This is a genomic window from Citrobacter sp. VF227, assembly GCF_052950715.1.
On the sequence record NZ_JBRFVF010000007.1, the window covers coordinates 124,550 to 148,321 of the forward strand.

The 23,772-nt window shown below is 53.6% G+C and carries 19 protein-coding genes; 12 read left to right on the plus strand and 7 right to left on the minus strand.

The genetic code is table 11. The annotated features are described in order from the left end of the window. Positions 1 to 67: 67 nt before the first annotated feature. On the minus strand, positions 68 to 694 hold the full coding sequence (locus ACU8YC_RS19570) for a YfdX family protein (RefSeq protein ID WP_151218142.1): 627 nt from the start codon (positions 692 to 694) through the stop codon (positions 68 to 70). Positions 695 to 974: 280 nt separating this feature from the next. Between ACU8YC_RS19570 and ACU8YC_RS19575 the strand changes: the two genes are divergently transcribed. Beyond that, positions 975 to 1,571, plus strand: a complete 597-nt coding sequence (locus tag ACU8YC_RS19575; protein WP_278238515.1) for a DUF308 domain-containing protein — start codon at positions 975 to 977, stop codon at positions 1,569 to 1,571. Positions 1,572 to 1,869: 298 nt separating this feature from the next. Here ACU8YC_RS19575 and ACU8YC_RS19580 read toward each other — a convergent pair whose 3' ends face one another. The 4 genes from ACU8YC_RS19580 to ACU8YC_RS19595 form a co-directional block, all read right to left on the minus strand. Next, positions 1,870 to 4,986 carry an efflux RND transporter permease subunit gene (locus ACU8YC_RS19580; protein WP_187253071.1) on the minus strand — a complete coding sequence of 1,039 codons (3,117 nt, stop codon included), beginning with the start codon at positions 4,984 to 4,986 and terminating at the stop codon, positions 1,870 to 1,872. Between the two features lie 28 nt (positions 4,987 to 5,014). Further along, positions 5,015 to 6,172, minus strand: a complete 1,158-nt coding sequence (locus tag ACU8YC_RS19585) for an efflux RND transporter periplasmic adaptor subunit (RefSeq protein ID WP_278238497.1) — start codon at positions 6,170 to 6,172, stop codon at positions 5,015 to 5,017. A gap of 275 nt (positions 6,173 to 6,447) precedes the next feature. Next, complete coding sequence (locus tag ACU8YC_RS19590; protein ID WP_151224217.1) at positions 6,448 to 7,014, minus strand: Slp family lipoprotein; 567 nt, start codon at positions 7,012 to 7,014, stop codon at positions 6,448 to 6,450. Between the two features lie 189 nt (positions 7,015 to 7,203). Further along, on the minus strand, positions 7,204 to 8,058 hold the full coding sequence (locus ACU8YC_RS19595) for a MurR/RpiR family transcriptional regulator (RefSeq protein ID WP_151218140.1): 855 nt from the start codon (positions 8,056 to 8,058) through the stop codon (positions 7,204 to 7,206). Between the two features lie 293 nt (positions 8,059 to 8,351). On the opposite strand from ACU8YC_RS19595, the gene ACU8YC_RS19600 reads away from it, so the two are divergent. The 10 genes from ACU8YC_RS19600 to iolB all read left to right on the plus strand — a co-directional run bounded on the left by ACU8YC_RS19600 (position 8,352) and on the right by iolB (position 21,485). Beyond that, entirely contained in the window at positions 8,352 to 9,857 is a 1,506-nt protein-coding gene (locus ACU8YC_RS19600) for a CoA-acylating methylmalonate-semialdehyde dehydrogenase (RefSeq protein ID WP_446895665.1), read from the plus strand. A gap of 11 nt (positions 9,858 to 9,868) precedes the next feature. Next, entirely contained in the window at positions 9,869 to 11,794 is a 1,926-nt protein-coding gene (gene iolD / locus ACU8YC_RS19605) for a 3D-(3,5/4)-trihydroxycyclohexane-1,2-dione acylhydrolase (decyclizing) (RefSeq protein ID WP_252838683.1), read from the plus strand. A 303-nt stretch (positions 11,795 to 12,097) separates the two neighbouring features. Then, positions 12,098 to 13,084, plus strand: coding sequence for an inositol 2-dehydrogenase (gene iolG, locus ACU8YC_RS19610; protein ID WP_151224216.1), 987 nt, complete (start codon positions 12,098 to 12,100; stop codon positions 13,082 to 13,084). A gap of 38 nt (positions 13,085 to 13,122) precedes the next feature. Next, complete coding sequence (locus tag ACU8YC_RS19615; RefSeq protein ID WP_370607998.1) at positions 13,123 to 14,052, plus strand: sugar ABC transporter substrate-binding protein; 930 nt, start codon at positions 13,123 to 13,125, stop codon at positions 14,050 to 14,052. 53 nt (positions 14,053 to 14,105) lie between these two features. Beyond that, the gene (locus tag ACU8YC_RS19620; protein ID WP_151224215.1) at positions 14,106 to 15,653 is read left to right on the plus strand and encodes a sugar ABC transporter ATP-binding protein; all 1,548 of its coding nucleotides are present in this window, start codon (positions 14,106 to 14,108) and stop codon (positions 15,651 to 15,653) included. Positions 15,654 to 15,664: 11 nt separating this feature from the next. Further along, positions 15,665 to 16,693 (plus strand): ABC transporter permease, encoded by a 1,029-nt coding sequence (locus tag ACU8YC_RS19625; RefSeq protein ID WP_003826102.1) that lies wholly within the window; start codon positions 15,665 to 15,667, stop codon positions 16,691 to 16,693. An 8-nt stretch (positions 16,694 to 16,701) separates the two neighbouring features. Beyond that, positions 16,702 to 17,835 (plus strand): Gfo/Idh/MocA family protein, encoded by a 1,134-nt coding sequence (locus ACU8YC_RS19630; RefSeq protein ID WP_286542272.1) that lies wholly within the window; start codon positions 16,702 to 16,704, stop codon positions 17,833 to 17,835. 12 nt (positions 17,836 to 17,847) lie between these two features. Continuing rightward, positions 17,848 to 19,752 carry a bifunctional 5-dehydro-2-deoxygluconokinase/5-dehydro-2-deoxyphosphogluconate aldolase gene (locus ACU8YC_RS19635; RefSeq protein ID WP_446895666.1) on the plus strand — a complete coding sequence of 635 codons (1,905 nt, stop codon included), beginning with the start codon at positions 17,848 to 17,850 and terminating at the stop codon, positions 19,750 to 19,752. Positions 19,753 to 19,766: 14 nt separating this feature from the next. Then, a complete protein-coding gene (iolE, locus tag ACU8YC_RS19640; RefSeq protein ID WP_151218133.1) occupies positions 19,767 to 20,657 on the plus strand; it encodes a myo-inosose-2 dehydratase in 891 nt (296 codons plus the stop codon). Between the two features lie 9 nt (positions 20,658 to 20,666). Then, positions 20,667 to 21,485 (plus strand): 5-deoxy-glucuronate isomerase, encoded by an 819-nt coding sequence (gene iolB, locus ACU8YC_RS19645; RefSeq protein WP_370619799.1) that lies wholly within the window; start codon positions 20,667 to 20,669, stop codon positions 21,483 to 21,485. Between the two features lie 187 nt (positions 21,486 to 21,672). Here the strand turns inward: iolB and ACU8YC_RS19650 are convergent, their stop codons facing one another. Continuing rightward, positions 21,673 to 22,029 carry a hypothetical protein gene (locus ACU8YC_RS19650; protein WP_187258872.1) on the minus strand — a complete coding sequence of 119 codons (357 nt, stop codon included), beginning with the start codon at positions 22,027 to 22,029 and terminating at the stop codon, positions 21,673 to 21,675. A gap of 379 nt (positions 22,030 to 22,408) precedes the next feature. Between ACU8YC_RS19650 and ACU8YC_RS19655 the strand changes: the two genes are divergently transcribed. Then, complete coding sequence (locus ACU8YC_RS19655; protein ID WP_151218131.1) at positions 22,409 to 22,741, plus strand: EmrE family multidrug efflux SMR transporter; 333 nt, start codon at positions 22,409 to 22,411, stop codon at positions 22,739 to 22,741. Positions 22,742 to 22,788: 47 nt separating this feature from the next. Here the strand turns inward: ACU8YC_RS19655 and ACU8YC_RS19660 are convergent, their stop codons facing one another. Next, a complete protein-coding gene (locus ACU8YC_RS19660; protein WP_151218130.1) occupies positions 22,789 to 23,688 on the minus strand; it encodes a LysR family transcriptional regulator in 900 nt (299 codons plus the stop codon). Between the last annotated feature and the right edge of the window lie 84 nt (positions 23,689 to 23,772).

The window sequence follows — 23,772 nt, forward strand, 5'->3', positions numbered from 1 at the left end:
GCTCGGGTAGCCGTAGCTGCCCGGGCAGGAGAGAAAGTCCTGGTTCAACACGCCGTAGTGCTGAGTATTACTGGCCTGCGCCCAGCATCTCGCTATCGATCACAATGCCTTCTTCAGCCCCCTTTAACACAAGGTTTGCTTCATAGTATTTACCTGAAGACAGCAGTTTCTGCGCGCTGGTAACGGCTTTACGCGTCTGATTCAGGGGCATCAGATATTGAGTCTGAAGTACGCTGATACCAGCCAGTTGCAAAGTATCCACTGCACCTTTCCAGTCGCCTTTGGCCATTTTGCCATTCGCTGTTTTGATAGCAGATTCTTTGGCCGGAGTAGCAATATAATCTTCTGACAGCGCAACCGTCGCATTGATGACCACGTACTGATCGTCAATCATCTTGGCTTTAGGCGCAGCCTTTACAAATTTCGCCCAGTCGTGGCTGTCACCTGCCAACAGGGAAGCGGCGTCATCTGTTAATTTTTTTGCACTGTCAGGTTGTCCATGAAACAGAGCCAGACGGGCAAGCTGAATATCACGCATCGCATTTGCACCTTGTACCGCGACCTGCATAATATCGGCAGCTTCTTTTTGTACATTTGCTGTAGCAGTTTGTGCCGGAGTGGTAGTGGTCGCTGCCATTACCGGTGCTGAACCCATCATGGTTGCTAGCAGACCCGCAAGAATAATCTTTTTCATTACTTTCTCCTGAATAAAGTTGGTATATGTCACCAAACGAAATAAGCATATTAAATAAATTAAATGAGAGGAATCAGAGCCAGGAAGGAATAATGAGCGTTTAATCTTACAGATGTCAGACGTCTGACGTGTGTAGGATTTTACGGATAACGGATTTCCTTTATTCTTATATACGAATCCTGAGTGGAAGTCTTATCATTCCATGGTAATTGATATGTATCAACTGAGTATTATTCTTTTATTTGCAGGTTACATTGCATTGCTATGTGACGGAGGATGTATGTTTGTTTTTAACCAGCGCAGCCTGAAAGCGTTCAATGAAAAAACACTATTTCACTATAAAAGACACGCCACGATCATGGCAGTGCTGTTATTGATTTGCGGCATCTGCTGCTTAATCTATCCAATCGCCGCAGGCGTTTACTTAAGCTATGCCACAGGTTTTATGTTCCTGGTGTGTGGCTTCTATTCTATTTATAGCCTGTTCAGCGCGGGTAAAAAACAGTTGAAAGCCAGATTCACTTACGCCTTTTTTGCTATGGCGTGGTTACTGTTGGGATACTGTTTCCTTGTTAATCCGGTGATTGGCATGAATTCGCTGGCAATGGTTTTTTGCTGCCTGTTTATTCTCGGCGGTATATTCCGTGTTGCTTCCGGTGTCAAAATGTTCCGCAGTCCGGGCTATGGATGGAATATCTTTATTGGTATTTTTGACCTGCTTATTGCTGGCGCGTGGCTGAATATGGATCCTGACAGATCTTATGTGTTTACCTCCATCTTTATTGGTGTGGAGATGATCTTTAGTTCTTTGGCTTTTATCAGTCTGCGCAAAAATACGACCTTGGCACAAACTGATAAACTCGCTGATAAAAATTAATGCGCCCCTGGAGTGCATTGTGAGTGTTAAAATGTGTCATCAACATCCTGATGCTAAATTGGGTGAACTGGCTGTAAATCTGCAGGATACCGGCCTGCACTATTGATTAACCGTTTTGATAGCCTGGCATTAGTTAGAATTGACAACCTCTGTACCTACCCCGGTCGTTCCCCTACAAGAAAACCAGCTATCCGCGAGAAACTCGCTGGATAGCCGGGTCCGCTAATACTCGTAGATCTCACAAGTGAAGCGCTATCCCTGGGATCTTATATCTTTATCCCAGGGATAGGGCAGGGTATCAGCGCCGTGCTTTAAATCGCGCCAGCATGTTTTCAACAAGCACAAAGAAGAGCGGAACAAAATAGATTGCCAGCACCGTTGCGGCCAGCATCCCACCGATAACACCTGTACCGACAGCATTTTGCGCGCCAGAACCCGCGCCATTGTTTATAGCCAGTGGAATAACTCCAAGAATGAAAGCCAGTGACGTCATCAAAATAGGGCGTAAGCGCATTTTGGCCGCTTCCACCGCGGCTTCAAGCGGCGTTTTCCCTTCTTTTTGCATAATCTCGACGGCGAACTCGACGATCAGAATGGCGTTTTTAGCCGACAGTCCCATGGTGGTGAGCAAGCCGACCTGGAAGTAAACATCATTGCTCAGGCCGCGCAGATCGGTTGCCAGCAACGCGCCGACCACCCCGATTGGCACAACCAGCATCACGGAAAATGGGATCGACCAGCTTTCATACAGCGCCGCCAGCGCCAGAAATACGACGATCAGCGAAATGCCGTACAGCATTGGTGCCTGGTTTGTGGACAGCGCTTCCTGATAAGACAGGCCAGTCCAGGCATAGCCGACGCCCGCGGGCAGTTTATTAATCAGCGAGGCCATAAATTTCATCGCATCACCGCTGCTTTTCCCTTCAACCGGTTGGCCCAGAATTTCCATTGCTGGCTGACCATTGTAGCGTTCAAGGCGTGGAGAGCCGTAGGTCCACTCGGTTGATGAGTACGCGGAAAGCGGCGTCATCGCGCCAGAGGCATTACGTACGTACCAGCGATTGATATTGTCCGGCAACATACGGAATGGCGTATCAGCCTGGACATACACTTTTTTAACGCGTCCCTGGTTCAGAAAATCATTGACATAGCGACTACCGAAGGCCGTGGAGAGAGTCTGATTGATATCCGCTAATGCGACGCCCATGGCTTCCGCTTTCCTTGCGTCGACGTGAATGCGGAACATCGGCGTGTCTTCAAGACCATTCGGACGCACCCCGTCGACCTCACCGGACGACTGACTGGCCAGAGCCAAAAGCTCGTTTCGAGCCTGCATCATTTTTTCATGCCCAAGGTTACCGTTATCCAGCAGCTCCATATCAAAACCTGAAGCCGTACCCAATTCTGCCACTGCGGGTAAATTAAACGGATACACGACGGCATTATTGATGGTACTTAAGGCCATCATTGCCCGTCGAATAATGGCGGTAACCGAGTTTTCTTCGCCAATGCGTTCTGACCACGGCTTCAGGCTGATAAACGCCAGGCCATTGTTTTGTCCCTGACCGCTAAAACCAAATCCGCCTACGGTAAAAACAGACGCGACGTTTTTCTGTTCTTTCGTCAGGTAGTAATCCGTTATTTCTCCAAGCACTTTGCTGGTGTTTACCATCGTTGAACCTGAGGGCAATTGCGCCGTGGTCATGAATACCCCCTGGTCTTCTTCAGGCAAAAAGGAGGTCGGCGTACGTAAAAACAGCACCATCATGCCCGCGCCAATGACTAAGTAAACGACCATGTAACGGCCAGTGCAACGTAACAGTTTTCGGGTGCTGTCCGTGTAGTGCTGAGTGCATTTCTCCATGAAATGATTGAATCGGGCAAACAGAAAATGCGTATTTGCCTGCTCGTCATCGTGTGCTTTTAACAGCATGGCACAGAGTGCTGGCGTCAGGCTCATCGCCACAAACACCGACAGCAGCATGGAGGAGATCAAGGTGATGGAAAACTGACGGAAAATTTCTCCTGTCGCGCCGCTCATAAATGCCATCGGCATAAATACGGCGGATAACACGACGGCAATACCAACCAGCGCCCTCTGGAGCTGGCCCATTGCTTTATGCGTTGCCGCTTTGGGTGACAAGTGTTCTTCGGCAATAATACGTTCTACGTTCTCCACTACCACGATAGCATCATCGACTAACAACCCTATCGCCAGCACCATGCCAAACATCGTGAGCGTATTAATCGAGAAACCGGCGACGTCGAGAATGGCAAAGGTGCCGAGGATAACCACCGGAACGGCGATTGTGGGGATAAGCGTTGCCCGGAAGCTTTGTAAAAACAGATACATGACGAGGAACACCAGAATGATTGCCTCGATCAATGTATGAAAAACACCCTGAATTGAAATCTCGATAAACGGCGTGGTGTCATAAGGATAAACGGTTTTCATGCTGGCCGGAAACCAGGCCGATAATCGGTTCAGTTCGTGTTTGACCGCCTGAGATGTTTCCAGAGCATTGGCGCCAGCGGCAAGTTTAATCGCAATCCCGGCTGCGGGTTTGCCGTTGTAACGAGCAACCGTAGCATAATTTTCCGCGCCCAGTTCAATGCGGGCGACATCACGCAGCAAAACCTGGGAGCCATCTTGCTGAACTTTGAGGAAGATCTTGCCAAACTCATCGGTAGTTTGCAGGCGCGTCTGGACGATGATCGACGCATTTAGCTGCTGATCGGCAGCCTGTGGCATGCCCCCCAATTGTCCGCCTGAGATCTGATTGTTCTGAACTTTGAGCTGGGTAATGACGTCCTGCGGGGTGAGGTTATACTTGTCGAGTTTTTGCGGATCAAGCCATATGCGCATAGCGTATTGTGAACCGAATAGCTGCACGCTCCCCACCCCAGCAGTACGGCTTAGCGGGTCTTTAATGTTCGAGGCCACATAGTCGGCAATATCATATTGGCTCAGACTGTTATTATCAGAGATAAAGCCGGCGACCATTAAAATATTGCTGCTCGATTTATCAACGCTGATCCCTTGCTGCTGTACCTCCTGCGGCAAGGATGGCATTGCCAGTTGCAGCTTATTCTGTACCTGAACCTGCGCAATATCGGGCGATGTGCCCGTTTTGAAGGTCAGGATGATTGACGCATTACCTGCCGCATCGCTGGTGGATGACATATACATCAGGCCATCAAGACCATTCATATTCTGTTCAATCACCTGAGTCACGGAGTCTTCAACGGTCTTGGCGTCAGCCCCTGGGTAGGCGGCGCTGATGGTAATGGTCGGGGGAGCAATTTGTGGATATTGGGCGATCGGCAGATTCATTATTGCGATACCGCCGGTAAACATCATGATAATGGCAAGCACCCATGCGAAAACCGGGCGCTCAATAAAAAAGTTGGCCATGAAGAGAGTGTCCTTAATACCTGAAATATTACTGTTTTGTTACCGCATCAGGGGGGTTCAGTTTTGAAGGGAGGACCCGGGCTTTGACTCCCGGACGAATTCGTTGTAGTCCGGACACAATGACCCGATCGCCGGGACGTAGACCTGCGGTCACCAGCCATTGATTGCCAACGGCCTTCACGGCGTTTATTTCGCGCAGTTGCACCACGTTTTCCTGGTCAAGGAGAAGCACGGTGGCTTTTCCTTGCGCGTTATGCGTAACCCCTTGTTGGGGGACCATCAAAACGTTCTGCTGACTGCCTTCGTCCAGCAACGCCGTGACATACATCCCGGGTAAAATTTCACCTTCAGGATTCGGGAACACCGCGCGCAGGGTTACCGAACCAGTGGTCTCATCGACGGCGGGATCGGCAAACTCAAGCGTACCGGTATGACGATAGGGTTTGCCGTTTTCCAGCATCAGCTCAACAGGAATTTTGCCCTGTTGCTGGGCGATTTTGCCGTTGGCTTTCTCTTCTTTCAGGCGTAAGAAGTCTTGTACTGACTGCGTTAAATCAACATAAATAGGATCCAAACGCTGAACGGTGACCAGTGCGTTTTGCTGGTTGGCAGTGACCAGGGCACCCACGGTCACGGATGATTTACCGCTGATGCCATAAATCGGCGAGGTGACATTGGCGTAACGAAGGTTGATGGTGGCCTGCTCAAGATCCGCTTTGGCGACAGCGACATTGGCTTGCGCTTCATTCAGCTGGGAGCGTGTTGTGTCGTAGTCCTGACGGCTGACGTAATTAGATTTAAGTAACGCTGACTGCCGATTTAATGTGAGACGCACATTATTGGCCGTCGCTAATGCCTTTGCCAGTGCGCCTTTGGCTGAATCCAGTTGCGCCTGCAGCGGAGCAGGATCAATTTGATACAGTGATGCTCCTTTACTGACTTTATCACCCTCAATAAAATTGCGTTTTATGATTATCCCGCCAACCTGAGGCCGGATTTCGGCGATCTCGAATGAAACCGCGCGGCCCGGAAGTTCACTTTTAATATTTACTGAAGAGGGCGCTAAGGTAATAACGCCGACTTCGGGCTCTATGGCGGTGTTTTTTACTGCTGGTTTATTATCGCAGGCGGTGATAATGACGCTACTAAAAAATAATGGTATCAAGAGTAAGCATTTTCTGTTCATAGTTATCCCTGAATAATGTGTAAACACAAATGTTTTTGTATTGCATGCAGGATGGGAGAGTGATCGATAAATAACAAAAGATGCTCAGGCATGAGACGACTAAAGCCCATTTTTCGCTAAAGTGCTAGCGGGTAAATTATAGGTAACAGGAAGAATTCATGTTAGCCGAAGGATCGCATTCAGTGGCATGGCGCAATAAGATAAACACGGAAGATGATAAGGATGTTTCGCCTGTATCAAATTCCGCGATAGATTAGCGCCATCTAACTACGGGGTTATTTTACGAGCTCCGGTGTAACCTCGGTTACGGTATTTGTGTAGTAGGGGCCTCCCCACATCGGTTCAGGCCAGAACGCGCCGTATCCGTAATCCCACAGGTTATAGGTGGTGTTGACAGTATCTGTTAAATGCCAAATCTGAATGCCCTGTAAATCAACTTTCACAAAGTTGTACGGGACCTTATTGATGAATCCAGGTTCTTCCCCTTGAATTGTCCCTAAAATAGTCACGAAATGGTTTCTGTAGTTTACCGGGTCGAGAAACCCTTTCTGCTGGGCAAGTATACGTCCCTGATAGTTCGCGTCTATTTGTGGTTTGGCGTAGCTGTTCAGTGGTAATACGGCGATTTCCAGTAGCGTATCTGTTTTGGTGTTAATCACATTGATGACTTTACCCCCAAAGCGAGCCTGCTGACCGGTATATAACCCGGGTTGGTTGTGCACTGAGATAAAGTTTTTTTGAATATCGGATTGATTATTACCTTTGATATTCTCAGGAATTGAAGCACATGCTGCCAGGGCGAATGTAAGGGCAATAACCAGCAACCCTTTTACTTTATTCATTTTTACTTTCCTGCTAAAAAAGACAGGCCTATAGTAAACCTTTGCCCATTATTGTCAGCACGCACATTGTTGATTGGCTAATAGTCGTATAATTGTAGCTTATGGTAATAATAGAGAGTATTTTTGGACATATTCCCGTCACGTGACGGGAATATAAAAAGACGGGCCATCAATTTGTGGACTGCCCGGTTACCCGACAGAATGACCGCGTTCATTGCTCCCGTCACCCAGGCGGTAAGCCAGCGCAACCACTAGCGACTGTACCAGACACAGCGTCGCTGACTGAGAGCGAAACGCGTCAACCTGCGCCTCTTTCACCACAAAGCAGAGATCGCTGAACGTTGCCAGCGGGCTTATCTGGCTGTCGGTTATGACTATCTGGCGCGCGCCCGCATTGGCCGCGGTTTCGCTGACCATCACCGTTTCTTCCGCATACGGCGAGAAGCTTATCGACACAACAATATCGCGCGCTTTGATGCGGTTAATTTGCTCGCGCAACATCCCACCCATACCGTCGAGCAAAATAGGGCGACATTCAAGATGGCTCAGAGCGTAGGTGAGATAGGCGGCTACGCTAAACGAACGACGCAGACCGGCGATGTAGATGGTCTCGGCTTCTGCCAGTAATTGTACGGCGCGTTCTAACATTTCAGGTTCGGCACGGGCCGCCAGCTGCTGTAGGGCCTGAGTATTCGAACGGGCGAACTCCTGCAGGATATCAAGCGGCGTTTCTGGCACGGCTTCGCTTTCCATCTCCCGGAACAGGCGCGCGCGATCGCTGTAGCTGGCAGTTTCCTCCACCAGGTTCATACGAAACAGCTGTTTCATTTCGTTGAAGCCGGTGAAGTCAAAGGCGTTGGCGAAGCGGATAAGCGTTGAGGGAGGCACTCCGGCCCGCTCGGCAATGACGGCAACCGTATCAAAAGCCACGCTATTTGTATTATCCAGCACATAGCGGGACACCTGCTGCAGCCTCTTGCTCAGTCCATCGTAGCGATCGCGGATTTGCTGCTGCAGTTCGTTCAGGCTGGTTGCTGTCGTCATTTTACCTCCTGTTGCATAGTTTTATGATTCTAAACGCAAAACCGCGTCTTTGAAATGTCACTCATTCATCCGACCGAAAAAACGAAACAAAAGCTTCAGACTTATCTCCTGCTGAAACGTTCTGCCAGTGCAGGTGAATCATGCAATTTCACTTGTTAACATAAAAACCCATCCTTGATCACATTAATCATTATTTATTTTATTTCAACTTAAAATGGAATGTTTGTTTCATATATAGTACACAGATAGCAGCGTTCAGGTAACAGTCACGTATCAACAGCGAGAGGTTAAGGATGGAGACGGTAGCGAATTTTATTCATGGCGAATGTGTCACCGGTTCAGGCCAGCGCGTTCAGGCGATCTTCAACCCGGCCACCGGCGAACAGATCCGCCAGGTGGTGATGAGTACAACACAGGAAACCGAACAGGCCATCGCGGCAGCGTATGACGCGTTCCCTGCCTGGGCGCGACACTCTCCACTAAAACGTGCGCGAGTGATGTTCCGCTTTAAGGCGCTGCTGGAAGAGAACATGGATCAGTTGGCGCGCATCATCAGTGAAGAACATGGCAAGGTGTTCTCTGACGCAGTCGGTGAATTGACGCGCGGCCTGGAGGTGGTGGAGTTTGCCTGTGGCATCCCACATCTGCAAAAGGGTGAACACTCAGCCAATGTAGGGACCGGAGTCGATAGTCATTCGCTGATGCAACCGCTCGGGGTTTGTGTGGGGATCACACCGTTTAACTTTCCGGCAATGGTGCCGATGTGGATGTTCCCCATCGCATTAGCGACCGGGAATACCTTCGTACTGAAGCCCTCGGAAAAAGATCCTTCTCTTGCATTGGCGCTGGCGAAATTACTGCAAGAAGCAGGTCTGCCGGACAGTGTGTTCAACGTCGTCCAGGGCGATAAAGAGTCCGTTGATGTGCTGCTGACCGACCCGCGCGTACAGGCCGTGAGCTTCGTCGGCTCAACGCCGATTGCGGAATATATTTATCAGACGGCTTCGGCCCACGGTAAGCGTTGCCAGGCGTTGGGCGGTGCTAAAAACCATTGCATTTTAATGCCGGATGCCGACATGGATATGGCGACTAACGCCATTATGGGCGCAGCTTTCGGCGCAGCGGGAGAACGCTGCATGGCGCTTTCTGTCGTGTTGGCGGTGGGCGATAAAACGGCAGATGAGCTGTGCTCACGACTGGAAAAACAGATTGCTGCACTGCGTGTCGGGCCGGGGCTTGATCAGACGCCGGAAAACGAAATGGGGCCGCTTATTTCCTCGGCACATAGGAATAAAGTGCTCGGGTATATCGACAGTGGGGAATCTCAAGGGGCCAGCCTGCGTGTGGATGGTCGACGTTTTAGCGTCAAAGGTCATGAGCAGGGCTATTTTGTCGGGCCGACCCTGTTTGATAACGTCACCCCGGAAATGACGATCTACAAAGAAGAGATTTTCGGGCCGGTACTTTCTGTGGTGCGCGTAGCAGATTACAGCAGCTCGTTGGAACTGATTAATCGCCACGAATATGGTAATGGCACGGCGATTTTCACACGTGATGGCGGCTGTGCGCGTCGCTTCTGCGAAGAGGTTCAGGCGGGTATGGTGGGCGTTAATGTGCCTATTCCGGTGCCGATGGCGTTCCACAGTTTTGGCGGCTGGAAGCGTTCCATTTTTGGTGCGCTCAACGTTCACGGCAACGATGGCGTACGTTTCTATACGCGGATGAAAACCGTTACCGCACGCTGGCCAGAAATGCTGCAGGACACGGGGGCCGCGTTCTCCATGCCGACGCTGGGCTGACAGGAGGGTTTATGCAAACCGAACGTATGACCATGGCTCAGGCGCTGGTCAAATTCCTTAATCAACAATATATCTGTGTCGATGGACAGGAAGCGCCTTTTGTCGAGGGTGTGGCGACCATCTTTGGTCACGGTAACGTGCTGGGTGTCGGCCAGGCGCTGGAGCAGGATCCCGGTCACCTGCAGGTGATGCAGGGCTGTAACGAACAGGGAATTGCGCATATGGCGACTGGATTCGCCAAACAGCATCGACGCCAGCGTATTTTTGCCGTCACGTCGTCGGTTGGACCGGGGGCGGCGAATATGGTGACTGCCGCGGCGACCGCGACGGCGAACCGTATTCCGCTGTTGCTGTTGCCCGGGGATGTCTATGCCAGCCGCCAGCCGGATCCGGTACTGCAACAAATTGAGCAATACCATGACCTTGGCATCAGCACGAATGACTGTTTCCGGCCTGTCTCGCGTTACTGGGATCGGATTAATCGCCCGGAGCAGTTAATGAGCGCGATGCTGAACGCGATGCGAGTGCTTACTGACCCCGCAGATACTGGAGCAGTCACTATTTGCCTGCCACAGGATGTGCAAGGGGAAGTCTGGGATTACCCGCAGAGCTTCTTTGCGCGCCGCGTGCATTTGATTGAACGTCGTCCACCCGATCCGCAGCGTCTGGCGATGGCGCGGGCGCTGATTGCCCGCAAACGTCGTCCGCTGGCGGTATGCGGCGGCGGGGTTCGCTATTCCGGTGCGCATGAGGCATTTCAAACGTTTGTTGAAACGCTGCAACTGCCATTTGCCGAAACTCAGGCCGGAAAGGGGGCGCTGGTTAGTGACCACCCACTTAACCTTGGTGGCATTGGGGTTACCGGGGGGATGGCCGCCAATCAGCTCGCGCCGAAGGCCGATCTGGTGATCGGCATCGGCACGCGTCTCACCGACTTTACCACCGGCTCGAAAGCGCTGTTTTCTCATCGGGACGTTGAATTCCTGCTGCTGAACGTGGCGGAGTTTGATGCGCTGAAGCTTGATGCTACTGCGCTTATCGCCGACGCCCGTACCGGGCTGAATGCACTAACCGAAACGTTGAAAGATTACCGCAGCGATTGGGGGAATGAGGTAGCGCAGGTGCAAGCGGCCTGGCGCGATGAGTGCCAGCGTTTGTGGGATCGTGACTGGCGTCCTGACGACGAACCTGAAGTGGCGGGGCATCTTGACGCCCAACTGGCAGAATATGGCGACACCCTTAACACCCGGTTGACCCAGACTAAGGTGCTGGGGCTTATCAATCAGCACATCGAAGACAACGCTATTGTCGTCGGCGCGGCTGGCTCGCTGCCTGGCGATTTACAGCGCATCTGGCAGGTCAAAACCCCTGACAGCTATCATCTGGAATACGGCTACTCCTGTATGGGCTATGAAATTGCAGCTGCTATTGGGGCCAGGCTGGCGAAGCCACAGCAGCCGGTTTATGCCATGGTGGGAGATGGCTCGTACATGATGCTACATTCCGAGCTGCAAACTGCCGTTCAGGAAGGGATAAAGGTGACCATTCTGCTGTTTGATAACGCCGGCTTCGGCTGTATTAATAATCTGCAGATGGGACACGGGATGGGGAGTTTCGGCACGGAAAACCGCCACCGTAACCCGCAAACCGGGCGACTGGATGGGCCTTTGGTAAAAGTCGATTTTGCCCAAAACGCGCAGAGCTACGGCTGTCGGGCGTGGCGGGTACATGATGAACAAAGCCTTCTGGCGGCGCTGGAAGCCTCCCGTGCGCATCCTGGTCCTGCGCTGCTGGATATCAAAGTCCTGCCGAAAACCATGACCCACGATTACGCCGCCTGGTGGCGCACTGGCGACGCGCAGGTGGCCGATTCGCCGTCGGTGCGCAAAGCCGCTGAGCAGACGTTTGAGCAGGTGAAAAAAGCGCGCCAGTACTGACGCAGAGTTATGCCGGATAAGCAAAGCCGCCATCCGGCAATCCTTCCCGACGAAATTTTCATTTCATTTTTCTTTTCTCTTGATCCACCGCCTCATCCACCGCCTCCTTCCTGAACGGAAGGGGGCCAATTCCTGCATCTTTCCTTATATCATGTTGTGATATTGATAACAGATTTTATCTCATTCGTCTCAAAAGTGTTAACTTGCACTCAAAAATATAATTTTCACTATTTATAAAAATGAAATAAATGTTTTATTTAAGGGGTCGTTAGTTCATCGCATTCACCAACACCGGGAGCCGTTATGTTTAACATTGCTTTACTGGGCGCTGGCCGAATTGGCCAGGTACATGCAGCTAACATTGCCAGTCACAGTGCCACCACGCTCTGGTCCGTCGTCGACCCGAATCAGGAATTTGCCACTCGTCTTGCCACCCAGTACCAGGCCCGTCTGCAAAGTCTGGATGAGGCAATGACTGATCGAAACGTTCACGCCGTGTTGATCGCCTCCGCGACAGATACCCACGCAGACCTGATTGAACTGGCTGCTCGTCACGGCAAAGCTATCTTCTGCGAAAAGCCCGTCCACCTGGATCTGGCCCGCGTGCGCGACTGTCTGAAAGTGGTTAAAGAGTACGACGTGCCGCTGTTTATCGGCTTTAACCGCCGTTTTGACCCGCAGTTTCGCCGCGTGAAAACCGACGCACTGGCCGGGCGTATCGGTAAGCCGGAATCGCTGCTGATTATCTCCCGCGACCCGTCTCCGCCGCCTGCGGAATACGTGCGCGTCTCCGGCGGCATGTTCCGCGATATGACCATCCACGATTTTGACATGGCGCGCTTTATCATGGGCGAAGAGCCGGTGTCGGTGTATGCCCAGGGCAGTAATCTGGTGGATCCGGCGATTGGTGAGGCGGGCGATATCGACACCGCATTTATCGTTCTGAAATATGCTTCCGGCGCGATGGCGACCATCGTCAATAGCCGCCGCTCATCCTACGGCTACGACCAGCGCCTTGAGTTGCACGGCTCTGAAGGGCTGCTGTGTGCGGGCAATATTCTCGAAAACCAGGTGCAGCACTACGGCAAACAGGGCTGCAACAGCGCGCTGCCTGAACATTTCTTCCTGCAGCGTTATAAATCGGCCTATGCCGCGGAATGGGAGCACTTTGTTGCGGTACTGCGCGGCGAAGCGGTCCCGGATTGCAGCGGGGACGACGGTGAGCGTGCGCTGTATCTGGCGGATAAAGCGCTGGAGTCACTGCATAGCCAGCGTGAAGTTCTCCTCTGATTGTCATCACAACCAACCCTACACAGAGAGACATAATAATGAAAAAACTGATCTTAGCTGTCCTCATCGCCATGACATCCGGGGCAGCCATTGCTGAAAATGAGCAAATTGTTTTTAGTACGCCAAATCTGGCGATGCCATTTGAAGTTCACATGCAGCGCACGGCGGTGAAAGCCGCAAAAGAGATGGGTGTGAATTTGCAGGTTCTGGACGGGCAGGGTAGCTCGCCGAAACAGGTCGCTGACCTGGAAAACGCCATCACCCGTGGCGCACAGGGTTTTATCGTTTCACCGAACGATGTTAACGCGGTGTCCAGTGCGGTAGATGAAATTCAGGATGCGAAACTACCCGTTGTTACTCTCGACCGCTCCGTCGATAGCCAGAAAAAAGTGCCGCACTTCGGCGCGAATAACTACAAAGGCGGCCAGGCGATTGGCGACTTTGTAAAAACCAAATTTCCTGACGGGGCGGACATTATTCTGCTGACCGGCCAGCCAGGCTCCTCCTCCAACATAGAACGTACTAAAGGTATTCGCGACAGCCTGAAGGCGGGCGGTGAAAAGTACAAGATCGTCGCCGATCAGACGGGTAACTGGATGCGTTCTGAAGGGATGCGCATTGTCGAAAGCGTGCTGCCTTCACTGCCGAAACGCCCTCAGGTGATCCTCTCCGCTAACGACGACATGGCGCTGGGCGCGATTGAAGCGTTACAGGGGCAAGGTCTGAAACCGGGTGAAGTTCTGGTCACGGGCTTTGATGCTGTACCGGAAGCGCTGGCACGCGTGCGTGACGGCTGGCTGGCGGTAACGGCGGATCAGCGTCCTGGTTTTGCGGTGAAAACGGCCATGAGCCAACTGGTGAATAACGTCCGTGAGAAGACCGCAATCACCGGTGCTGACTATCCGCCAACGCTGATAACTCAAGAAAATCTGCAGCAGGCTGAGCGTATCGGTGAGGCCGGTAACTGATATGTCCAGAGCCGCTGCGTAAGTGGCGGCTCACTATGAGGAGGAGCAGACCGATGTCGCAACCCTTACTGAAAGTGACCGACCTGGCGAAAAGCTTTTCCGGCGTCTGGGCGCTAAGCAGCGCACAACTGACCGTTGGTGCGGGAGAAATCCACGCGCTGTTAGGTGAAAACGGTGCCGGAAAATCGACCCTGCTGAAAGCGCTGGCGGGCGCGCAGCCGCAAACGCGTGGGGAGATTTGGTTTAACGGCGAAACGTTGCCGGTAGAGGACTCTCCGGTCGAGCGGCAGAACAAGGGCATTATCACTATTTATCAGGAATTTAATCTGCTGCCCAACATGACCGTCGCCGAGAATATGTTCCTCGGGCGTGAACCGCGCAAGCGCAATCTGATTGTGGATGAAAAGGCGGTGAATCAGGAAGCGCAGGTGATTCTGGATTATTTGCAACTGAACGTTGCGCCAACCACTGCCGTGGCCCGACTGAGTGTGGCACAGCAGCAAATGGTGGAAATTGCGCGGGCGCTGACGTTGAACGCAAAGCTTATCATCATGGACGAACCTTCCGCCGCGCTGAGCGACAGCGAAGTAGAAAGTCTGCACCGGGTGGTGCGGGAACTTAAAGGGCGGGGCGTGAGCATTATCTATGTCACCCATCGTCTGCATGAAGTCTTTCAACTTTGCGACCAGTTTACCGTTTTCCAGGATGGACGTTTTACCGGCAATGGTGCGGTTGCACAGACCACTGTAGAACAGCTGATTCGCCTGATGGTGGGGCGTGATGTGGCCTTTAATCGCCGCCCGGCCAGTGAAACTCACCATCAAGATAAACCTGTGCGTCTGGCGGTAAAGGGACTCAGCCGTGAAAAGCCGCCGTTGGATCCGCATGGCATCGCGCTACACGACATTAGTTTCCACGTTCATGCCGGAGAAGTATTAGGCATCGCCGGGCTGGTTGGTGCCGGGCGCACTGAAGTGGCCCGCTGCCTGTTTGGCGCCGACGGGTTTACCTCCGGTAGCTTTGAGCTTGATGGCGTGCCGTATCAGCCGCGCGATCCGCTGTTTGCGCTGGATCAGGGGCTGGCGCTGGTGCCGGAAGATCGTAAAAAAGAGGGCGCGGTGTTGGGGTTGTCGATCCGCGACAACCTGTCGCTTTCCAGCCTGTCATCACTGCTGCAGTGGCGCTGGTTTGTGAATACCCGCAAAGAGGATGCCCTGATCGAGTCTTACCGTCAGGCGCTGCAGATCAAAATGGTCAACAGCGCGCAGGAGGTACGCAAGCTCTCTGGTGGCAACCAGCAAAAGGTGATCCTCGCGCGCTGCATGGCACTTAATCCGCGGGTGCTGATTGTCGATGAGCCGACGCGTGGCATCGATGTTGGTACCAAATCAGAAGTCCATCAGGTGTTGTTTGATATGGCGAAGAAGGGCGTGGCGGTGATCGTGATCTCCTCCGATCTGCCTGAAGTCATGGCGGTTTCCGATCGGATCATCACGCTGAGTGAAGGCCGGGTGACTGGCGAGATCCATGGCGATGACGCCAACGAAGAGCGGTTAATGACGATGATGGCCATCAACCACAACGCCCTGAATGCGGCATAACGGAGTGATTCATGACGCAGATTATTTCTAAAACGCAGGTTCCAGCCAAACGCGGCGGACGTCTCGATCCTATAGCCTTTTTTGAGCGCTTTGGGGTACTGATTTTCATGATCCTGCTGCTGATTTTCTTTCAGTTGCAGAACAGCAATTTTCTTTCTGAACGCAATATTTTCAACATCCTGACCGAAGTCTCCATCTACGGGATCATGGCTGTCGGTATGACGTTTGTCATTCTGACCGCCGGAATCGATCTGTCGGTAGGCTCCATCCTGGCAGTCTGCGCCATGACCGCCGCGTATGTGATTAAGGGCGACAACTTCACCACCGTCGATCCGAACGCCTGGGGCGGCATGAGCTGGCTGATTGGCCTTGGGATCTGTATGGCGATGGGCACCGCGATTGGTTTTCTGCATGGCCTCGGCGTGACCCGCCTGCGTCTGCCGCCGTTTATCGTCACCCTCGGCGGGATGACCATCTGGCGCGGCCTGACGCTGGTCATTAACGACGGCGCGCCGATTGCCGGGTTCGACGCGGGTTACCGCTGGTGGGGGCGTGGTGAACTGCTCGGCATTTCCATTCCGATCTGGATCTTCGCTTTGGTGGCGGTGGGTGGTTATCTGGCGCTGCATAAAACCCGTTGGGGGCGCTTCGTGTACGCCATCGGCGGCAACCCGGAGGCGGCGCGCCTGGCCGGGGTCAACGTCAAGCGCGTGTTGGTCAGCGTCTACGTGCTGATTGGCTGTCTGGCGGGGCTGGCGGGCTTCATCCTCAGTGCGCGTTTGGGCAGTGCGGAAGCGGTCGCCGGGATCTCGTTTGAGCTGCGCGTCATCGCTTCCGTGGTGATTGGCGGCACGTCGCTGATGGGGGGCTACGGACGCATCGGTGGCACCATTATCGGCTCGATCATCATGGGCATCCTGATTAACGGCCTGGTGCTGATGAACGTCTCGGCTTATTACCAACAAATTATAACCGGCTTAATTATCGTTCTGGCGGTGGCGTTCGATACCTACGCCAAGAGCCGTCGCGGCGCACTGTGAGGATCACGATGAAAGAAGTTCGTATTGGACTAATTGGCACCGGGTATATCGGCAAGGCGCATGCCATCGCCTATGCCCAAGCCCCGACGGTGTTCAACCTGCGCGGCAAACTGGTGCGCGAAATGGTGGCGGAAGTCACGCCGGAGCTGGCGGCCGAACGGGCGCAGGCCTTTGGCTTCAATCGCTCAACCGGAGACTGGCGTGCGCTGGTGGCCGACCCGGCCATTGACGTGGTTGATATTTGTTCGCCTAACCATCTGCATAAAGAGATGGCGCTGGAGGCGATCCGTCACGGCAAGCACGTCTACTCGGAGAAGCCGCTGGCGCTGAACGCCCATGACGCGCGTGAAATGGTGGAGGCGGCACAACGGGCCGGAGTGAAAACGCTGGTGGGTTTCAACTACATGAAGAACCCGACCGCGCAGCTGGCGAAAGAGATCATTGAGCGCGGCGAAATTGGCGAGGTGATCCATTTCTACGGTACCCACAACGAAGACTATATGGCCGACCCGCTTTCGCCGATCCACTGGCACTGTTTTAAAGAAACGGCGGGTCTGGGCGCGCTGGGCGATCTCGCGGCGCATATCGTCAATATGGCCCAGTATCTGGTGGGGGATATCGAGCAGGTCTGCGGTGACCTGAAGATCGTGGTCCCGGCACGTCCGGCGAAGGCGGGTTCGGCAGAGATGATTGCCGTCGAAAACGAGGATCAGGCCCACGCGATGGTGCGTTTTGCGGGCGGGGCGCAGGGCGTCATTGAAACCTCCCGCGTCGCCTGCGGCCGCAAGATGGGGCTGTCATATGTCATCACCGGGACGAAAGGTGCCATCAGTTTCACTCAGGAGCGCATGGCCGAGCTGAAGCTCTATCTGCATGACGACCCGGTGAACCGTCAGGGATTCCGCACGCTGCTCGTCGGCCCGGCTCACCCGGACTACGGTGCGTTCTGCATGGGGGCAGGCCATGGGATTGGCTTTAACGATCAAAAAACCGTGGAAGTGCGCGATCTGGTGGACGGCATTGCCGCCGATGCGCCGATGTGGCCGGACTTCGAAGAGGGCTGGAAGGTGTCGCGTGTGCTTGACGCCATCGCACTCTCGCACCTGGAAGGCCGCTGGCTGAACGTGAACGACATTGTCTGAAGAGGGTTCAACGTGGAAAAGCAGTTTGATGTGATATGCATGGGCCGCGTGGCGGTTGACCTCTACAGTCAGCAGATTGGCGCACGCCTGGAAGATGTGTCGAGCTTTGCCAAATACCTTGGCGGTTCGTCGGGCAATGTGGCGTACGGCACGGCGCGCCAGGGATTGCGTTCTTCAATGTTGGCGCGGGTTGGCGACGAACATATGGGGCGTTTTCTGCGGGAAGAGTTAAACCAGGTGGGCTGTGACACCAGCCATCTGATTACCGATAAAGACCGCCTGACGGCGCTGGTGCTACTCGGCATTAAAGACCGGGATACCTTTCCTCTGATTTTTTACCGTGATAACTGCGCGGATATGGCGATTACTGCCAGCGATGTTGATGAACAGTACATCGCGTCTGCCCGCTGTCTTGCCATCACCGGAACCCATCTTTCTCATCCCCAGACCCGCGAGGCGGTGCTGACGGCGCTGGGTTATGCCCGCCGCCACGGCGTGCGCACGGTGCTGGATATCGACTACCGTCCGGTGTTATGGGGGTTAACGTCCTTAGGCGACGGCGAAACGCGTTTTATCGCCGCTGAGCAGGTGACGCGTCAATTGCAGGATGTGCTGCACCTGTTCGACGTCATCGTCGGCACCGAGGAGGAGTTTCATATCGCGGGCGGCAGCACTGAAACGCTGCAGGCGCTGGAGAAGGTGCGTGGTGTGAGTCAGGCTACGCTGGTCTGCAAACGCGGCGCGCTCGGCTGCTCGGTGTATATCGATGCCATCCCACCCCGGCTGGACGATGGCCTGACGGTGACCGGCGTGCGCGTCGAGGTGCTTAACGTGCTTGGCGCAGGGGATGCGTTTATGTCCGGCCTGCTGCGGGGCTACCTGAACGATGAGGGCTGGGAGCAGGCGTGCCGCTATGCCAATGCCTGCGGCGCGCTGGTAGTGTCGCGCCATGGCTGTGCCCCGGCGATGCCGAGCAAAATCGAGCTGGATGATTATCTCTCCCGCGCCGCACTCGTTCCGCGTCCGGATCTTGACCCGCGTCTAAACCATCTGCACCGCGTCACTACCCGTCGCCGCGAATGGCCGGAACTGTGTGTGATGGCCTTCGATCACCGCAGTCAGCTTGAGGAGATGGCGCTGCAGTGCGGCTCGTCTCTGAAACGTATTCCGGCGCTGAAGCAGCTGATCCTGCAGGCCAGCCGCGAGGCGGCCAACAGCGCCGGGCTGGAGGGTAAGGCCGGGCTGCTGTGCGACGGTACGTTTGGTCAGGATGCGCTGAATGCGATAACCGGAGAGGGCTGGTGGATAGGTCGCCCTATCGAACTGCCGGGTTCGCGCCCGCTGGAGATGGAACACGGCAATATAGGTTCGCAGCTCATCAGCTGGCCGCAGGAGCATGTGGTGAAGTGTCTGGTCTTTTTCCATCCGGAAGATGCCCATGCGCTGCGTCTGGAGCAAGAACAGAAAATTGCCGAGGTGTACCACGCCTGCTGCCAGTCCGGGCATGAGCTGCTGCTGGAGGTGATATTGCCCGCCAGCATGCCGCGCAGCGACGATCTCTACCTGCGTGCCATCTCCCGTTTCTACAACTTGGGGATTTCCCCCGACTGGTGGAAACTGCCACCGCTCTCGGCCAGCGGCTGGACGGCGCTGAGTGAAATTATCGCGCGCCGTGACCCACACTGCCGTGGGGTGGTGATCCTCGGTCTGGATGCCCCGGCAGAGCAACTGCGCGCCGACTTCAAAGCCGCTGCAGGACAAACGCTGGTCAAGGGTTTCGCCGTGGGACGTACGCTGTTTGGCGACGCCTCTCGCGCGTGGTTGAAACACGATATTGATGATGCGCAGCTGGTGGCGCGCATTAAGGATAACTACCTGCAGCTTATCGCCTGGTGGCGCGATCGCGGACAAGCATAATTCAGGAGAAGATAATGACGGTACAATTAGGTATTAATCCACTGACATGGACGAATGACGATCTGCCTTCTCTGGGCGCCGAGACCTCGCTGGATACTTGTCTGAGCGAAGGCAAAGAGGCCGGGTTTGCTGGTTTCGAACTGGGCAATAAATTCCCGCGCGAGGCGCGACTGCTCGGCCCCATTTTGCAGCGCCACGAGCTGCAACTGGTTTCCGGCTGGTACTCCGGTCGTCTGCTGGAGCGTAGCGTAGAGGAGGAGATTGCCGCCGTGCAATCGCACCTGACGTTACTGCGCGAACTGGGGGCGAAGGTGTTGGTATTTGCCGAAGTGAGTGGCTGTATTCACGGCGAGCAGCAGACACCGGTACATCTGCGTCCGCGCTTCCCGCAGGCACGCTGGCAAGAGTACGGCGAAAAACTCACTGAATTTGCCCGCTACACACAGCAGCAGGGGGTACAGATTGCCTATCATCACCATATGGGCACGGTGATTGAGTCCGCCGACGACGTGGACAACCTGATGACCCATACCGGTGATGAAGTCGGATTGCTGCTCGACACCGGCCATTTGACCTTCGCAGGTGCCGATCCGCTGGCGGTGGCACAGCGTTGGGCATCGCGTATCAACCATGTTCACTGTAAAGACGTGCGTGCCGACGTGCTGGCGGATGTCAAAAATCGCAAAACCAGCTTTCTTGATGCAGTACTGAGCGGTGTTTTTACCGTGCCGGGAGATGGTTGCGTTGACTATCCGCCGATCATGGCCTTGCTGAAGGCGAATCAATATCAGGGTTGGCTGGTAGTGGAAGCGGAGCAGGATCCGGCCATCGCGCACCCGCTGACGTATGCGCGTCTGGGCTATAACAACCTTAGCCGTCTGGCGCGGGATGCCGGGCTTATCTAAGGAGGTGACATGTCACGTTTATTATCACGCTGGCAGCAACCTGACGCACAAGGGCGAACGCAGTCGGTGACCCCAGAACGTGCTGGCTGGGGATATGTCGGATTTGCAGCGTATGAACTGGAGGAGGGGCAGCAGCTTACGCTGCCCGCAGTCAGCGAAGAACGCTGTCTGGTACTGGTCGCCGGACGCGCAACCATCACCACGCCGGGCGCAACCTTTACGGATATCGGCGAGCGGATGAGCCCGTTCGAACGCAGTAAACCGTGGGCGGTGTATGTCACCTCTGGTGAGGCAATACAGATTCAGGCTGTGACCAGACTGGAGCTGGCAGTTTGTGCTGCGCCGGGGAAAGGAACGTACCCGACGCGGCTGATCGCACCACAGGATATCGAGGGAGAAGCGCGCGGCAAGGGCAATAACCAGCGTTATGTGCATAACATCTTACCGGAAGATAAACCCGCAGATAGCCTGCTGGTGGTGGAGGTGTGGACCAATGAAGGCTGCACCAGTTCCTACCCAAGCCATAAGCATGACACAGATAACCCACCGCAGGAGACCTATCTGGAGGAGACCTACTATCATCGTCTCAACCCGGAACAGGGGTTCTGCATGCAGCGCGTCTACACTGACGACAGAATGTTGGATGAATGTATGGCGGTCTATAACCGTGACGTGGTCATGGTGCCGAAGGGGTATCACCCGGTGGCGACGATGGCTGGGTATGACAGCTATTACCTCAACGTTATGGCCGGGCCGGTCCGCAAATGGATGTTCACCTGGGAAGATGATCACGCGTGGATTAACAGGGATTATCCGGTCGATAAATAAGGATGAAAGTGTTTGGCTGCGGTGAAAGCAGATTTGGAGTCAGGGCCTGTGCGTTACTGTGGCCCTGCTCTGGTTTCGCTGTAAAAAGGATTGAGTCAGGTCAGCAATCCTGGATTGTGGTTAAATAATAATAAAAAACGCGAAAGCGGCTTTCATTATTAAATGACTTTATTAAATGGCTGGGAAATTATTCGCTGATTTTTTTCTCAACGGATGCAGCACCTTCTTTGGTCTTATTCCAGCCTTTCTCTGTGCCTTCTTTGGTTGCATTCCAACCTTTTTCAGTGCCTTCTTTAGTTTTATTCCAGGCTTTTTGCGAACCTTCGCTCACTTTGCTACTCAGGTTATCTTGTTTACCTTCCGCAGCATGTTTAGCTTTTAATTTCTGCTCTTCGCCCTGATTCTGCGCCTGATGCAGTTTTTCTTTTGCGGTATTAGCGTTTTCGTGTGCGGCAGCTACATCATTATCAGTTGCGTGTGTCGTAGCGGCAATAACCGGAGAAGCCAGCAAAATTGCAGATAATGCGATAATTGTCTTTTTCATAATATCCTCGCTTAGCGTTATAAGTTATTAGCGTGAATAAGCGTGGCACGTAAACGAAGCGCTGGCTTTAGGAAAAAACTGTAAGTGCAGAAAAAACTATTTATCTGATTAATGCACTCACGAACCATCAATATGGTTATTTTTTGTTGGGTCAAACCCACTTTTAATATTGGGTTAAATAACGAGTGGCTGTGGGGGAACAGAATTTTACGCATTGGTTGATGCCCCGGTAGAAACTTTAGGGGCGGTGTTTCCTTCGGTGCGTTTGTGCAAGATGCGGACATTTCGCGGCTAAACTAAAGTAGTTTTGGTAGTGTTTAAAACCACCTAACCCTTTGTGATACGATGGCGGTTTCAGCTTGTCACATGAGGTCAGATTGTGAATTCATACATTTTTCTTGCAGGAGCCATCGTAGCTGAAGTTATAGGTACAACCCTGATGAAGTTCTCTGACGGATTTACACGCCTTTGGCCATCTGTAGCCACAATAGTGTGCTACTGCACTGCTTTTTATCTTCTTGCCCAGACGTTATCGACCATTCCAACGGGTATTGCGTACGCAATTTGGTCAGGTGCTGGAATCGTTTTAATCAGCCTTCTGGGCTGGTTAGTAAGTGGGCAAAAGCTTGATTTTCCGGCGATTGCAGGCATGGTCCTTATTTGTGCCGGGGTTCTGGTTATTAATATTTTTTCAAAATCCTCCCCACATTGATTCTCCTGGAGGAGTGTCGGATATCAGGTTATCTGCTTCATCTACCCCTAAATTTTCCGGTTAATGCGCAGCGCATCAACAACGAGTGAAAAGGCCGGGGAAGGCTGCTTGCGGCTGGGATAATAAAGATAGTAGCCCGGAAAAGGATGACACCAGGATTCAAGTACGCGAACGAGACGACCCTCTTTGAGGTGTGAGCCAAACTCCTCCTCAGGTAAAAAGGCAATACCCAACCCTGCCAGCGCGGCGTCAACAACATGTTCCGACGTATTAAACGTCAACTGTCCGTTAACCCGAACGTTCAGCTCTCCTCCCTCGTGATCGAATTCCCAGACATAAATCCCCCCGGATCGGACCATACGCAGATTAATACACTGATGCTGCGTCAGATCATGAGGCGTTTGCGGTACCGGGTATCGCTCGAAATAATCTGGCGAGGCGGCCGCTGCCATACGAAGTTTCGGACCGATGGGCATCGCTATCATATCTTTATCGATCGTATCGCCAAGCCGCACGCCCGCATCGAACCGATCTGCCACGATGTCACGGAATCCGTGGTTGGCATCGAATTCGATATGAATATCCGGATATTCGCGCAGCAGCGGCGTCAGCTTGGGCAGCAGGGTCGTTTTCAGCACGTTCGGCCCGCAGGTGATGCGGACGGTTCCTGCTGGCTTGTCCCGCAGTTCAGTCAGCATATCCAGTTCGGCCTCAATCTCGTCAATGCGATGGCCCACTGACTGCAGCAGTCGTTCACCGGCGGCCGTCGGGGCGACGCTGCGGGTGGTCCGCGTCAGCAGGCGGATTTGCATCCGCTCTTCCAGCCCGGAAATCGCCTGGCTCAGCGCGGGCTGAGTCACGCCAAGCTGCGCGGCGGCACGCGTAAAGCTGCCTTCCCGCGCCACGGTGACGAAAGAGAGTAAATCGTTAAGGTTGCGTCTGGCCATGTTCAGTTCCGGTCTATTTATAAATTTTACTTATAAGCCTATTAAGCATTCATTAGCTAGTTTCCCCGCTGCCTATTGGTAACA

Bases quoted from the DNA above. Each gene is read 5' to 3' on its own strand.
- ACU8YC_RS19570 (WP_151218142.1), bottom strand. From the start codon at position 694: ATGAAAAAGATTATTCTTGCGGGTCTGCTAGCAACCATGATGGGTTCA.
- ACU8YC_RS19575 (WP_278238515.1), top strand. From the start codon at position 975: ATGTTTGTTTTTAACCAGCGCAGCCTGAAAGCGTTCAATGAAAAAACA.
- ACU8YC_RS19580 (WP_187253071.1), bottom strand. From the start codon at position 4,986: ATGGCCAACTTTTTTATTGAGCGCCCGGTTTTCGCATGGGTGCTTGCC.
- ACU8YC_RS19585 (WP_278238497.1), bottom strand. From the start codon at position 6,172: ATGAACAGAAAATGCTTACTCTTGATACCATTATTTTTTAGTAGCGTC.
- ACU8YC_RS19590 (WP_151224217.1), bottom strand. From the start codon at position 7,014: ATGAATAAAGTAAAAGGGTTGCTGGTTATTGCCCTTACATTCGCCCTG.
- ACU8YC_RS19595 (WP_151218140.1), bottom strand. From the start codon at position 8,058: ATGACGACAGCAACCAGCCTGAACGAACTGCAGCAGCAAATCCGCGAT.
- ACU8YC_RS19600 (WP_446895665.1), top strand. From the start codon at position 8,352: ATGGAGACGGTAGCGAATTTTATTCATGGCGAATGTGTCACCGGTTCA.
- iolD (WP_252838683.1), top strand. From the start codon at position 9,869: ATGCAAACCGAACGTATGACCATGGCTCAGGCGCTGGTCAAATTCCTT.
- iolG (WP_151224216.1), top strand. From the start codon at position 12,098: ATGTTTAACATTGCTTTACTGGGCGCTGGCCGAATTGGCCAGGTACAT.
- ACU8YC_RS19615 (WP_370607998.1), top strand. From the start codon at position 13,123: ATGAAAAAACTGATCTTAGCTGTCCTCATCGCCATGACATCCGGGGCA.
- ACU8YC_RS19620 (WP_151224215.1), top strand. From the start codon at position 14,106: ATGTCGCAACCCTTACTGAAAGTGACCGACCTGGCGAAAAGCTTTTCC.
- ACU8YC_RS19625 (WP_003826102.1), top strand. From the start codon at position 15,665: ATGACGCAGATTATTTCTAAAACGCAGGTTCCAGCCAAACGCGGCGGA.
- ACU8YC_RS19630 (WP_286542272.1), top strand. From the start codon at position 16,702: ATGAAAGAAGTTCGTATTGGACTAATTGGCACCGGGTATATCGGCAAG.
- iolE (WP_151218133.1), top strand. From the start codon at position 19,767: ATGACGGTACAATTAGGTATTAATCCACTGACATGGACGAATGACGAT.
- iolB (WP_370619799.1), top strand. From the start codon at position 20,667: ATGTCACGTTTATTATCACGCTGGCAGCAACCTGACGCACAAGGGCGA.
- ACU8YC_RS19650 (WP_187258872.1), bottom strand. From the start codon at position 22,029: ATGAAAAAGACAATTATCGCATTATCTGCAATTTTGCTGGCTTCTCCG.
- ACU8YC_RS19660 (WP_151218130.1), bottom strand. From the start codon at position 23,688: ATGGCCAGACGCAACCTTAACGATTTACTCTCTTTCGTCACCGTGGCG.